Raw genomic sequence first — 13,106 nt, 5'->3', positions numbered from 1 at the left:
GGGCGAGCGGGGGTGCTGTGCGATACTTGCACGCTTACCAAGTCTGCGTGGTTTAAAGACAGGATCCCATGGATAAGATTTCAGTTCGCGGCGCCCGTACTCACAACCTCAAGAACATCAGCCTGGACATTCCCCGTGACAAACTGATTGTCATTACCGGGCTGTCTGGCTCCGGCAAGTCGTCCCTGGCTTTCGATACCCTTTATGCCGAAGGTCAGCGCCGCTATGTGGAGTCACTGTCGGCGTATGCCCGCCAGTTCCTGTCATTGATGGAAAAGCCCGATGTCGATCATATCGAAGGGCTGTCGCCAGCCATTTCTATTGAACAGAAGTCGACCTCTCACAACCCCCGTTCCACCGTCGGTACCATCACCGAAATTTACGATTATCTGCGTTTGTTGTTCGCCCGTGTCGGTGAGCCACGTTGCCCAGAGCATGGCGTCACGCTGGCTGCCCAGACCATCAGCCAGATGGTCGACAAAGTGCTCAGTGAACCCGAAGAACGCAAGCTGATGCTACTGGCCCCCGTTATCAAAGACCGCAAAGGGGAGCACGCCAAGTTGTTGGCCAACCTGGCAACGCAGGGGTATATCCGGGCGATGATCGACGGCGAAGTCTGTGACTTGTCTGATCCGCCGGCACTGGAGCTGCACAAAAAACACACCATTGAAGTGGTGGTGGATCGCTTCAAAGTACGCCCGGATCTACAACAGCGCCTGGCCGAAAGCTTCGAAACAGCACTGGCGCTGTCAGGCGGTACAGCCCGGGTCGTCAGCATGGACGATGACAGCACCGATCTGCTGTTCTCCGCTAATTTTGCCTGCCCCCATTGCGGTTACTCGATGACTGAGCTGGAGCCGCGGCTGTTCTCTTTCAATAACCCGGCTGGCGCCTGCCCAACCTGTGATGGCCTGGGTGTACAGCAATATTTCGATGAAGGCAAAGTTGTGCTGAACAGCGAACTGAGCCTATCCGGCGGCGCCATTCGGGGCTGGGACAAGCGCAACTTCTATTACTACCAGATGCTCAAGTCACTGGCGGAGCAATTCGACTTCGCCCTGGATGAACCCTTTGAACAATTGCCAGCCGAGGCCCGCAATATTGTTCTGCACGGCAGCGGTAAGCAGGAAGTCTCCTTCAAATACGTCAATGACCGCGGCGACATTGTGGTGCGTAAACACCCCTTTGAAGGGGTAATACCCAACATGGAACGCCGCTATCGGGAAACCGAGTCCAATACCGTACGCGAAGAGTTGGCCAAATATTTGGCCAACAAAGCCTGCCCCAGCTGTAGTGGTAGCCGGCTGCGCCAGGAGGCCCGTAACGTTTTTGTTGCCGAGCGTAACCTGCCCGCTATCGCCCAGCTCAGCATTGGCGACTGCCTGCAGTTTTTCAGCACCCTGGCGTTGGAAGGCCAGCGTGCGCAGATCGCCGAGAAAATCCTCAAAGAGATCCATGATCGCCTGCACTTTTTGGTGAACGTTGGTCTGAACTACCTGAGCTTGTCGCGCAGTGCCGATACCCTGTCTGGCGGTGAAGCACAGCGTATTCGCCTGGCCTCGCAAATTGGCGCCGGGTTGGTGGGGGTAATGTATGTGCTGGATGAACCCAGCATCGGCCTGCACCAACGCGACAACGAACGGCTGCTCAATACCCTGGTTCACCTGCGCGATCTCGGCAACACCGTGCTGGTCGTCGAACATGACGAAGACGCCATTCGCGCCGCCGACCATGTTATCGATATTGGCCCCGGAGCCGGGGTACATGGCGGAGAGGTAATAGCCCAGGGCACCCCGGCAGAAGTCGCCGCACACCCAGATTCATTAACCGGCCATTATCTCAGTGGCACAAAGGCCATTGCCGTCCCCGGCCAGCGACAACCGGCAGACAACGGCTGGATTGAACTCAAAGGGGCCAGCGGCAACAACCTCCAAGGCGTCAACCTGAAACTGCCCGTAGGCCTCTTTACTTGCGTAACCGGGGTATCTGGCTCCGGCAAATCAACACTGGTTAACGACACGTTATTCCGGCTGGCACACCGGCAGCTCAACGGTGCTGGTGGTGAAGAGCCAGCGCCATACAGTGAACTGCTGGGGCTGGAGCAATGCGATAAAGTGGTGGACATTGATCAGAGCCCTATTGGCCGCACGCCACGCTCCAACCCGGCTACCTACACGGGCATTTTTACACCGATCCGCGAACTGTTTTCCGGCACCCAGGAAGCCCGTGCCCGCGGCTACCAGCCGGGGCGTTTCAGTTTTAACGTACGAGGTGGCCGCTGCGAAGCCTGCCAGGGCGATGGCGTGATCAAAGTGGAAATGCACTTTCTGCCCGATGTCTACGTGCCCTGTGATGTCTGTAAAGGCAAGCGCTACAACCGCGAAACCCTGGAAGTCACCTACAAGGGCAAAAACATTCATCAGGTACTGGAGATGACTGTCGAAGAAGCCCGCACTTTCTTTGACCCTATCCCGGCGGTAGCCCGTAAGCTGCAAACCCTGATGGATGTAGGACTGTCATACATTCGCCTTGGCCAGAGTGCCACCACGCTGTCTGGAGGGGAGGCTCAGCGGGTCAAGCTGGCTCGGGAGCTGTCCAAGCGCGATACCGGTAAAACCCTCTACATTCTTGATGAGCCTACCACCGGCCTGCACTTTGCCGACATTCAGCTGTTGCTGGATGTTTTGCATCGGCTCCGTGACCATGGCAACACCATTGTCGTCATTGAGCATAACCTGGACGTGATCAAAACCGCTGACTGGATTGTTGATCTTGGCCCGGAAGGCGGCAGTGGCGGCGGGCAAATTCTCACTGCGGGAACCCCAGAACAGGTGGCACAGCACCCAGAGTCGCACACCGCACGATTCTTAAAACCCATGCTGAAATAAAAAAGGCGCCGTTAGGCGCCTTTTTTCATCAGCACAAGACTTAGAAGCGGTAAGTACCGCTGACACCCCAGCCCATGCCAGCCTGGCCCTCGGTTTTATTGATCCCCACTTTGACGTTGGCGCGGGGGTTAAACCAGTAGCTGGTATTGGCATAGTAAGTATTGTCGGCCACCTTCGTTACAGGGTAAGCCGCTGCCGGGTTATTGTTGCTAACCAGAGTCACACCACCACCGGCAGACCACTGCTTGTTAAAGAAATAATCCGCATTGGCCTTCACCGCGAAGACATCGTCACCCTGGTTGGGGCTGGTGTTGCTCAGTTCCCCTTGTAGCAACAGCCCAGTCTGCCCAGCCAGAGGCTGGTAATGCTTAATATGGGCACCGACAGTATCAGCATGCATCGCTCCCCACTCCAGCCGCTGGTAGTAGCCGCTAAGCAAGGTGCTGTCATCCAGATAACGACCACCGCCGATGCGGTAAATATCCGCGCTGCTGCCGTGATCCGGGTTGAGATTGCCATATTTGGCATCGACTACCCAGTTGCCAGCGGTAATGGCATGGGCCGCGATATTGTAACTGTCGATGTGATCGTTAAAGTCACCGCTCAGTTGCAAATAAGTACTGTGATTAAGAAAGCTATTCAGCTCGAACGGACCCCGGTCGGTGCTGACCGGCGCCAGGTAGAATCGCCCACCGAGTTGCCAGTGATCAGCATTGCTCGCGGCACTGTGGTCAGTGACCCCGGCAACGCCCTCGGCCTGAAAGGTATCAGCCACCGCCGGGCCAGCCAAAGCAGTGGCACAAAGGGTCAGGGGGAAAAGTATTTTTTTCATGTAACTGCACTCCTTTCATTGCAAAGCAGCGCCGTTACAGTGCGGTTACTACCGCCATAAGGCAAAACCTGAATCGGCTTCGTTCAATCTTACTTAATCTTTTAATTCAAAGAGTTAAAAGATTAAACAAGAGATAAATCAGCCTTGTTGGCGCGGCCTGTTTAAAGCAGATGTTCAGCGAGCTGTAATCTCTGCTGCTCTGTCAGGGCAGTGACTTTTTTATGCTGGTAGTCAAAGTGCACCATGGTCGTTTCCGCTTCAACACAGAGCTCATCTCGCTGATAGGCCCGCTGTAATAACCGGAACGAGCTGTTACCAATGTGGCTAATGTGCGTGGTGATCCGCACCTGTGCACCGTACAGCAGCTCGGCTTTGAACTGCACTTGATAGCCGGCCACAATCAGCGCCCAATTATTGACATCCAGGTCCGGGGTAAAAAAACGAAACACCGGATCTCTGGCCTGCTCGAACCAGATAGCAGGAACCGTATTGTTGATATGCCCCAAGGCGTCTGTTTCCTGGAAGCGGGGCATCAGCGTCATTTCAAACATGGCTTACCTCTTTCTGTGTGTCGGCATTGTTGGCGCCTTAAGGCGCAGAATCAAGCCTTTACCAACACCTCTGTTCTGGCCTAGGCTGTTTTGATGTAACCCAAACAGGCCCTGTTAATGACCGATCTGGCCCTTGCTCTGTCTTTTGTTGCTGCGGTTTCCCTGCTGGCCCAGTGGTTGGCATGGCGGTTAAAGTTACCCGCCATTATCTTCCTGCTGGGCGCCGGGTTATTGCTGGGTCCTGGCAGCCATCTCTTAGACCCTGACCTCTTGATGGGCGATGTCTTGTTTCCGATGGTATCCATGGCGGTTGCCGTGATCCTTTTCGAAGGTGCACTGACCCTACGCTTTCAGGAAATTAAGGGGTTAGCTGGTACGGTCAGAAACCTAGTCACTATCGGCATGCTAGTGACCTTTACCGTCGTCGCCGCGGTCAGTCACTGGCTACTGGGTATTTCCACGGAAGTCTCGCTATTGTTTGGTGCGGTTATGGTAGTCACCGGGCCAACGGTGATCACCCCACTGTTACGCTCTGTACGCCCCAAGCCCGAGCTGGATCGGGTACTGCGCTGGGAAGGGATCATCATTGACCCCATCGGCGCCCTGTTCGCCGTGCTGGTCTTGGAGTTTGTGTTACTACAAAGCAGCCAAAATGCCGTACTGCACACCGTCTACACCCTTGCTAAAACCGTCCTATTAGGCTCGCTCTTTGGTTTTATTTGCGGCTATCTGGTTGCCAAGACTCTCTGCCGGGGCTGGCTACCAATCTACCTGCGCAAAATCGGCGTACTGGCGGTGGTACTACTGGCCTATTCACTATCTGAACAAGTACAACATGAGTCAGGGCTACTGACGGTCACCATTATGGGTATGGTCATGGCCAACCGCCCCGACCTGGATATTGATGACATCATTGAGTTCAAAGAAGATCTCTCTGTCATTCTGATTTCTGCACTGTTCATCCTGCTGGCAGCCCGATTAAATGTCGACAAACTGCTGGCTTTGGGCTGGCCACTGGTATTGCTGCTGCTGATGGTGCAGTTTGTGGCGCGGCCTATCTGCGTCTGGCTGTCGGCTATTGGTAGCCAGCTGCAATGGCAGGAAAAAGCCTTCCTCGCCTGGATCTCGCCCCGTGGCATTGTCGCTGCGGCAGTGGCGTCATTATTTGCATTGCGTATGCAACAAGCCGGGATCCCTGATGCCGACAAACTCGCATCACTGTCTTTTGCAGTCATTATCTTCACTGTGGTACTGCAAAGTTTGACCGCCAGACCAGTGGCTAAATTACTTGGTGTGGTACGGGAAGCACCCAAAGGTGTGCTGATGATCGGCGCCAACCGCCTGGCCCGGGCAATAGCCCAGACCCTACAGAAACATGAGATGCAAGTGCTGCTGGCTGATCCGGTGTGGGAAAACTACCGCCAGGCCAGGATGGATGGCCTGGAGGTATACTATGGCAATCCTCAGTCAGAGCATGCTGAAGCAGTACTCGATTTTTCTGCCATTCGGCAAGTTTATGCACTGTCCCCTAATCGCCATCAAAATGCTAATGCGATAGTGCATTTTGCTCATCAGTTCGGCCAGAAAAAGGTATTTTCTATCCGCTCTTCTCAAGGCAAGGGTTTTGCCAACCAGGAAAGTGCCACTTTTAGAGCCCGGCAAATTCTCTTCAATGAAGACGCCACCTTTACCAAACTCAATAGCCTCATTACCCAAGGCTGGCAGGTTAAAGGCACCGGACTAAAAGAAGCCTTCACTTGGGAGGACTATCAGCAACGTCAGCCAGAGGCTATCCCGCTATTCTTAATTGATGAAAAAGGCTATCTGTTACCTTTTAGTAGTGACTGTCGGGCACCGGAAACCGGGGATATTATTATTGCCTTGCAACCCCCACAGGATGTTGAAGCTAAAATTGAGGAGCAAGCCCAACAGAAGCCGGCCAAATCGTTACCATAAAACGCGCGATCTTAATAAAGCCGACTCAATTACTGGGCCGCTACGCAGTCTCATTATCAGCAGGATTGTAGCGATCAACAATTTTCAGACTGCAAGCTCACTCTGCCTCGGCTTTAGCCGGGGCCAGTGACCAAGGCAATCTGGCCACGGTTTTATCATCTTTACAGTTATTACTTTCTGTCTCATTAGTAGCCAAGCACCTTTGTACCGATCCGGCTGCAATAGCCCATCAGATAGGCCTTGATATGTCGACTTAGCGGAGTTGTCGCAAGGGGTTGGTACGAGCTCAATCTGTGCTGAGCAGTCCAAGGAGGGGTAACCCAGCCTGTTTAAAACCATAGCATTGCGGCGGGATATAAACCGGCAAGTAAAAAAGCCGACCTGAGGTTTTAAACCCCAAAACAAAAAGGCCCAGTCGTTAGACTGGGCCTTCTCGTGTATTAGGTGCCTGGCAGTGACCTACTCTCACATGGCGAATGCCACACTACCATCGGCGCAACTGCGTTTCACTGCTGAGTTCGGAATGGAGTCAGGTGGTTCCACAGCGCTATTGCCGCCAGGCGAATTTGTTGGAGTCCGCTCATACGAGCCAACTCATTCAATTCGGATTAAAGCTGATAACAATGCTTAGATTCTCAGTCTTGCTTGGCGCCCTACAAAACCCTTTGGGTGTTGTATGGTTAAGCCTCACGGGCAATTAGTACTGGTTAGCTCAACGTATCACTACGCTTACACACCCAGCCTATCAACGTTGTGGTCTTCAACGACCCTTTAGGAGACTCGAAGTCTCAGGGATGACTCATCTCAGGGCTCGCTTCCCGCTTAGATGCTTTCAGCGGTTATCGATTCCGAACTTAGCTACCGGGCAGTGCCACTGGCGTGACAACCCGAACACCAGAGGTTCGTTCACTCCGGTCCTCTCGTACTAGGAGCAACTCCCTTCAATCATCCAACGCCCACGGCAGATAGGGACCGAACTGTCTCACGACGTTCTGAACCCAGCTCGCGTACCACTTTAAATGGCGAACAGCCATACCCTTGGGACCGACTTCAGCCCCAGGATGTGATGAGCCGACATCGAGGTGCCAAACACCGCCGTCGATATGAACTCTTGGGCGGTATCAGCCTGTTATCCCCGGAGTACCTTTTATCCGTTGAGCGATGGCCCTTCCATTCAGAACCACCGGATCACTATGACCTACTTTCGTATCTGCTCGACGTGTCTGTCTCGCAGTTAAGCTGGCTTATGCCATTGCACTAACCTCCTGATGTCCGACCAGGATTAGCCAACCTTCGTGCTCCTCCGTTACACTTTGGGAGGAGACCGCCCCAGTCAAACTACCCACCAGACACTGTCCCTAACCCAGATAATGGGCCGAGGTTAGAACATCAAACATACAAGGGTGGTATTTCAAGGTTGGCTCCACACATACTGGCGTACGTGCTTCATAGCCTCCCACCTATCCTACACATGTAGGCTCAATGTTCAGTGTCAAGCTGTAGTAAAGGTTCACGGGGTCTTTCCGTCTAGCCGCGGGTACACTGCATCTTCACAGCGATTTCAATTTCACTGAGTCTCGGATGGAGACAGCGTGGCCATGGTTACACCATTCGTGCAGGTCGGAACTTACCCGACAAGGAATTTCGCTACCTTAGGACCGTTATAGTTACGGCCGCCGTTTACCGGGGCTTCGATCAAGAGCTTCACCTTACGGCTAACCCCATCAATTAACCTTCCGGCACCGGGCAGGTGTCACACCGTATACGTCCTCTTTCGAGTTTGCACAGTGCTGTGTTTTTGATAAACAGTCCCAGCCACCTGGTCACTGCGGCTGCCAACAGCTTACGACGCGAAGTCTTCACCGTCAGCAGCGTACCTTCTCCCGAAGTTACGGTACTATTTTGCCTAGTTCCTTCACCCGAGTTCTCTCAAGCGCCTTAGTATTCTCTACCTGACCACCAGTGTTGGTTTGGGGTACGGTTCCTGCGCAACTGACGCTTAGAGGCTTTTCCTGGAAGCGTGGCATCAACAGCTTCGTTGCCGTAGCAACTCGTCTCGTGTCTCGACCTTAAGGACCCGGATTTGCCTAAGTCCTCAGCCTACGCACTTTCACATGGACAACCAACGCCATGCCTGCCTAGCCTTCTCCGTCCCCCCTTCGCATTGCGCAGAAGTACAGAAATATTAATCTGTTTCCCATCGACTACGGCTTTCGCCCTCGCCTTAGGAGCCGACTCACCCTGCCCCGATTAACGTTGGACAGGAACCCTTGGTCTTCCGGCGTGGAGGTTTTTCACCCCCATTAACGTTACTCATGTCAGCATTCGCACTTGTGATACCTCCAGCATGCCTCCCGGCACACCTTCAACAGCTTACACAACGCTCCTCTACCACTCCCGTAGGAGTCCGCAGCTTCGGTGCATAGCTTAGCCCCGTTACATCTTCCGCGCAGACCGACTCGACTAGTGAGCTATTACGCTTTCTTTAAAGGGTGGCTGCTTCTAAGCCAACCTCCTAGCTGTCTGAGCCTTTCCACATCGTTTCCCACTTAGCTATGACTTGGGGACCTTAGCTGGCGGTCTGGGTTGTTTCCCTTTTGACGACGGACGTTAGCACCCGCCGTCTGTCTCCCGGATAGTACTCTTGGGTATTCGGAGTTTGCATGGGTTTGGTAAGTCGGGATGACCCCCTAGCCCAAACAGTGCTCTACCCCCCAAGGTATTCGTCCGAGGCGCTACCTAAATAGCTTTCGAGGAGAACCAGCTATCTCCCGGTTTGATTGGCCTTTCACCCCTAATCACAGGTCATCCCCTACTTTTGCAACAGTAGTGGGTTCGGTCCTCCAGTTGGTGTTACCCAACCTTCAACCTGCCCATGACTAGATCACCGGGTTTCGGGTCTATGCCTTGCGACTGGACGCCCAGTTAAGACTCGGTTTCCCTACGGCTCCCCTATTTGGTTAACCTCGCCACAAAACATAAGTCGCTGACCCATTATACAAAAGGTACGCAGTCACACCCGAAGGTGCTCCTACTGCTTGTACGTACAGGGTTTCAGGTTCTATTTCACTCCCCTCGCCGGGGTTCTTTTCGCCTTTCCCTCACGGTACTGGTTCACTATCGGTCAGTTGGGAGTATTTAGCCTTGGAGGATGGTCCCCCCATATTCAGTCAAGATACCACGTGTCCCGACCTACTCTTCGTATGCAACAACAGCTGGCATTTCGTGTACGGGACTATCACCCTCTATCGCGGCACTTTCCAGAGCCTTCCACTATACCAACTGCTGATAAACACACTGGGCTCTTTCCCGTTCGCTCGCCGCTACTGAGGAAATCTCGTTTGATTTCTTTTCCTCGGGGTACTTAGATGTTTCAGTTCTCCCGGTTCGCCTCGTTACGCTATGTATTCACGTAACGATACTTGCTTATGCAAGTGGGTTTCCCCATTCGGAAATCGTTGGCTCATGCGGGTCTTATCACCTCGCCAACGCTTATCGCAGATTAGCACGTCCTTCATCGCCTCCAACTGCCTAGGCATCCACCCTGTACGCTTAGTCACTTAACCATACAACCCCTAAGGGTTTCGCTTGCGCGAACACATCCTCACGAATGAGCATGTCTGTATGTGACTAACACCTGGTTTTTTCGCCGGACGCTCAAGTAAAACTGAGAGTCTCATTTAAATTGCAGTGTTATCAGCTTTCCGAATTGTTAAAGAACACGAAGCCCGCTCAATGAGCGGGCTCCAAGTAATCTGTGTGGACACTGCGCAAACAGTACGCCTCTTTTAGTAAGGAGGTGATCCAGCCGCAGGTTCCCCTACGGCTACCTTGTTACGACTTCACCCCAGTCATGAACCACACCGTGGTAAACGCCCTCCCGAAGGTTAAGCTATCTACTTCTGGTGCAGCCCACTCCCATGGTGTGACGGGCGGTGTGTACAAGGCCCGGGAACGTATTCACCGTGGCATTCTGATCCACGATTACTAGCGATTCCGACTTCACGGAGTCGAGTTGCAGACTCCGATCCGGACTACGACGCGCTTTTTGGGATCCGCTTGCTCTCGCGAGGTCGCTTCCCTCTGTACGCGCCATTGTAGCACGTGTGTAGCCCTACTCGTAAGGGCCATGATGACTTGACGTCGTCCCCACCTTCCTCCGGTTTATCACCGGCAGTCTCCTTTGAGTTCCCGACCTGATCGCTGGCAACAAAGGATAGGGGTTGCGCTCGTTGCGGGACTTAACCCAACATTTCACAACACGAGCTGACGACAGCCATGCAGCACCTGTCTCAGAGTTCCCGAAGGCACCAATGCATCTCTGCAAAGTTCTCTGGATGTCAAGAGTAGGTAAGGTTCTTCGCGTTGCATCGAATTAAACCACATGCTCCACCGCTTGTGCGGGCCCCCGTCAATTCATTTGAGTTTTAACCTTGCGGCCGTACTCCCCAGGCGGTCAACTTAACGCGTTAGCTCCGGGATCCACAGTGCATGACCACAGACCCCAAGTTGACATCGTTTACGGCGTGGACTACCAGGGTATCTAATCCTGTTTGCTCCCCACGCTTTCGCACATGAGCGTCAGTCTTTGGCCAGGGGGTCGCCTTCGCCACTGATGTTCCTTCCGATCTCTACGCATTTCACCGCTACACCGGAAATTCCACCCCCCTCTCCAAGACTCTAGCCTGCCAGTCTTAAATGCCATTCCCAGGTTAAGCCCGGGGCTTTCACATCTAACTTAACAGGCCGCCTGCGTGCCCTTTACGCCCAGTAATTCCGATTAACGCTCGCACCCTCCGTATTACCGCGGCTGCTGGCACGGAGTTAGCCGGTGCTTCTTCTGCGAGTAACGTCACAGCAAGCGGTTATTAACCACTCGCCTTTCCTCCTCGCTGAAAGTGCTTTACAACCCGAAGGCCTTCTTCACACACGCGGCATGGCTGGATCAGGGTTGCCCCCATTGTCCAATATTCCCCACTGCTGCCTCCCGTAGGAGTCTGGGCCGTGTCTCAGTCCCAGTGTGGCTGATCATCCTCTCAAACCAGCTAGGGATCGTCGCCTTGGTGAGCCGTTACCTCACCAACTAGCTAATCCCACGTAGGCGCATCCGATAGCAAGAGGCCCGAAGGTCCCCCTCTTTGGTCCGTAGACATTATGCGGTATTAGCCATCGTTTCCAATGGTTATCCCCCTCTATCGGGCAGCTCCCTACGCTTTACTCACCCGTCCGCCGCTCGTCATCTTCTAGCAAGCTAGAAATGTTACCGCTCGACTTGCATGTGTTAGGCCTGCCGCCAGCGTTCAATCTGAGCCATGATCAAACTCTTCAATTAAAAGTTTGATGCTCAATGAATTGCTGAAGTGTTGAACACTTCGCAGTCATCGAGTAAATCTCAATTTTTTGAGATGTACCCTCTGCGAGTGCCCACACAGATTACTTGGATTATCTTGTTAAAGAACGTCGCTCTTGCTGAGCGAGGAAGCGCATTCTACCGCTCCCATTGACAGTGTCAAGCACATTTCTCAACACCGAAACTTCTGTTTTTGAGCCCTTAAGCTCATCTACCGAAGCGGGCCGCCATTCTACTCGCTTTTCTTGTGCGGTCAAGGCCGGTTTAACCTACCTTTTCAACACTCAAACCGCTTTCCCTTGGCGACGGAGCGGCATTATAGGGAGCATGCGCTGGATCACAAGATCTTTTTTAAAAACTGGCCGATCTTTTTTTAAAAGGATAAAAAAGGAACAAAGCACCGTGCATTTTGGTCAAAACGACAACAACAACTGGGGACCTTGGATGCGATTAACTCAATTTGGCCTTTGCGCTTTGTTGCTGTGTTCAACGGTGCAAGCCGAAGAACCGACCTTCCAGGAACTACTGGATGCGCAAATAACGGCTAATGACTCCATACCCAAAGGTGTATCAGTGTTGGTGGAAAATTATCCCCAAGCCGCGCGCACCATCGTTCACGAAGCTTTTACCAGCTATCCGCAACAAATCCCGGCCATAGTACAGGCGGTTGTCAATCAACAACCAGCGCTCTCTGCATTGGTTGTTGAAGAAGCTTTGAAATTACCAGGTGTGGATGTAGGCAAGGTGGTGGCAGCCGCCATTGAGGCCGACCCAGCCTGTAGTGATGTGGTAGTCGCCTCTGCGGTGCAGGACGAGCCAGCCCGGCTAAAAGAAATTGTTGGTATAGCTCTGTCAACTGAACCGTTAGCTGTAGACAGTATTGTTCAGTCGGCGGCGCAGCAGCAACCTGGGCACCTGTCAGAAATTATGGCTTTGGTAAAAAAATATGTGCCCGAACAGCTAGAAGCAGCTTGGCTGGCAATCAAAGCTATCTTTCCTGATGCCAAAGATGACAACAAGGAAAAAGAGACAGCTAAGGCCGATGACAAAAAGAAATGAGCCATTTTTCTAGACATAAAAAAACCGGGGCTAATGCCCCGGCTTTTTATGTCTTACTTACTCGGCAGCGGCTTCTTCCGCTTGAGCAGCAGGACGGTCAACCAGTTCGACGAAGGCCATGGGGGCGTTATCGCCGGCACGGAACCCGCACTTAAGAATGCGCAGGTAACCACCCGGACGGTCTTGATAACGCGGACCCAGTTCGTTGAACAACTTGCCTACAACCTCTTTATCACGAGTGCGGGCAAAGGCCAGACGACGGTTAGCAACACTGTCGATCTTAGCCAGGGTGATCAACGGCTCAACTACGCGACGCAACTCTTTCGCCTTCGGTACAGTCGTCTTGATTACTTCATGACGTACCAGTGAACTGGCCATGTTACGGAACATGGCCTGGCGGTGGCTGCTGTTGCGATTTAGTTGACGACCACTCTTACGATGGCGCATGGGCGTTTCCTTTTAACTAAATC

At 53.1% G+C, this 13,106-nt stretch carries 6 protein-coding genes and 3 rRNA genes; 3 read left to right on the top strand and 6 right to left on the bottom strand.

Translation table 11 applies throughout. The features are described from left to right. Positions 1-68 precede the first annotated feature (68 nt). Positions 69-2,888, top strand: coding sequence for an excinuclease ABC subunit UvrA (gene uvrA, locus WDB70_RS01255; RefSeq protein WP_406665814.1), 2,820 nt, complete (start codon positions 69-71; stop codon positions 2,886-2,888). Positions 2,889-2,928: 40 nt separating this feature from the next. Here the strand turns inward: uvrA and WDB70_RS01250 are convergent, their stop codons facing one another. Continuing rightward, on the bottom strand, positions 2,929-3,720 hold the full coding sequence (locus tag WDB70_RS01250) for a putative porin (protein WP_406665812.1): 792 nt from the start codon (positions 3,718-3,720) through the stop codon (positions 2,929-2,931). A 161-nt stretch (positions 3,721-3,881) separates the two neighbouring features. Next, the gene (locus WDB70_RS01245; protein WP_406665810.1) at positions 3,882-4,271 is read right to left on the bottom strand and encodes an acyl-CoA thioesterase; all 390 of its coding nucleotides are present in this window, start codon (positions 4,269-4,271) and stop codon (positions 3,882-3,884) included. 117 nt (positions 4,272-4,388) lie between these two features. Here WDB70_RS01245 and WDB70_RS01240 point away from each other — a divergent pair, with 117 nt between their 5' ends. After that, positions 4,389-6,227: a cation:proton antiporter gene (locus tag WDB70_RS01240; RefSeq protein WP_406665808.1), complete on the top strand. Its 1,839-nt coding sequence runs from the start codon at positions 4,389-4,391 to the stop codon at positions 6,225-6,227. A gap of 446 nt (positions 6,228-6,673) precedes the next feature. On the opposite strand, the gene rrf is transcribed toward WDB70_RS01240, so the two are convergent. The 3 genes from rrf to WDB70_RS01225 all read right to left on the bottom strand — a co-directional run bounded on the left by rrf (position 6,674) and on the right by WDB70_RS01225 (position 11,559). Further along, positions 6,674-6,788, bottom strand: a 5S ribosomal RNA gene (gene rrf, locus WDB70_RS01235). Positions 6,789-6,903: 115 nt separating this feature from the next. Next, positions 6,904-9,793 (bottom strand): 23S ribosomal RNA (locus WDB70_RS01230). Between the two features lie 226 nt (positions 9,794-10,019). Beyond that, positions 10,020-11,559, bottom strand: a 16S ribosomal RNA gene (locus WDB70_RS01225). The 16S, 23S and 5S rRNA genes sit together here, the layout of an rRNA operon. A gap of 345 nt (positions 11,560-11,904) precedes the next feature. Between WDB70_RS01225 and WDB70_RS01220 the strand changes: the two genes are divergently transcribed. Further along, positions 11,905-12,636, top strand: a complete 732-nt coding sequence (locus tag WDB70_RS01220; protein WP_406665806.1) for a hypothetical protein — start codon at positions 11,905-11,907, stop codon at positions 12,634-12,636. 57 nt (positions 12,637-12,693) lie between these two features. On the opposite strand, the gene rplQ is transcribed toward WDB70_RS01220, so the two are convergent. Next, positions 12,694-13,083, bottom strand: a complete 390-nt coding sequence (rplQ, locus tag WDB70_RS01215) for a 50S ribosomal protein L17 (RefSeq protein WP_406665804.1) — start codon at positions 13,081-13,083, stop codon at positions 12,694-12,696. Positions 13,084-13,106 lie beyond the last annotated feature (23 nt).

It is taken from the genome of Gallaecimonas aegicerasi (assembly GCF_045291545.1).
In the GTDB taxonomy this organism is placed as follows: Bacteria; Pseudomonadota; Gammaproteobacteria; order Enterobacterales; family Gallaecimonadaceae; genus Gallaecimonas.
This window is presented reverse-complemented; position numbering and strand designations above follow the sequence as displayed.

Bases quoted from the DNA above. Each gene is read 5' to 3' on its own strand.
- uvrA (WP_406665814.1), top strand. From the start codon at position 69: ATGGATAAGATTTCAGTTCGCGGCGCCCGTACTCACAACCTCAAGAAC.
- WDB70_RS01250 (WP_406665812.1), bottom strand. From the start codon at position 3,720: ATGAAAAAAATACTTTTCCCCCTGACCCTTTGTGCCACTGCTTTGGCT.
- WDB70_RS01245 (WP_406665810.1), bottom strand. From the start codon at position 4,271: ATGTTTGAAATGACGCTGATGCCCCGCTTCCAGGAAACAGACGCCTTG.
- WDB70_RS01240 (WP_406665808.1), top strand. From the start codon at position 4,389: ATGACCGATCTGGCCCTTGCTCTGTCTTTTGTTGCTGCGGTTTCCCTG.
- WDB70_RS01220 (WP_406665806.1), top strand. From the start codon at position 11,905: ATGCGCTGGATCACAAGATCTTTTTTAAAAACTGGCCGATCTTTTTTT.
- rplQ (WP_406665804.1), bottom strand. From the start codon at position 13,083: ATGCGCCATCGTAAGAGTGGTCGTCAACTAAATCGCAACAGCAGCCAC.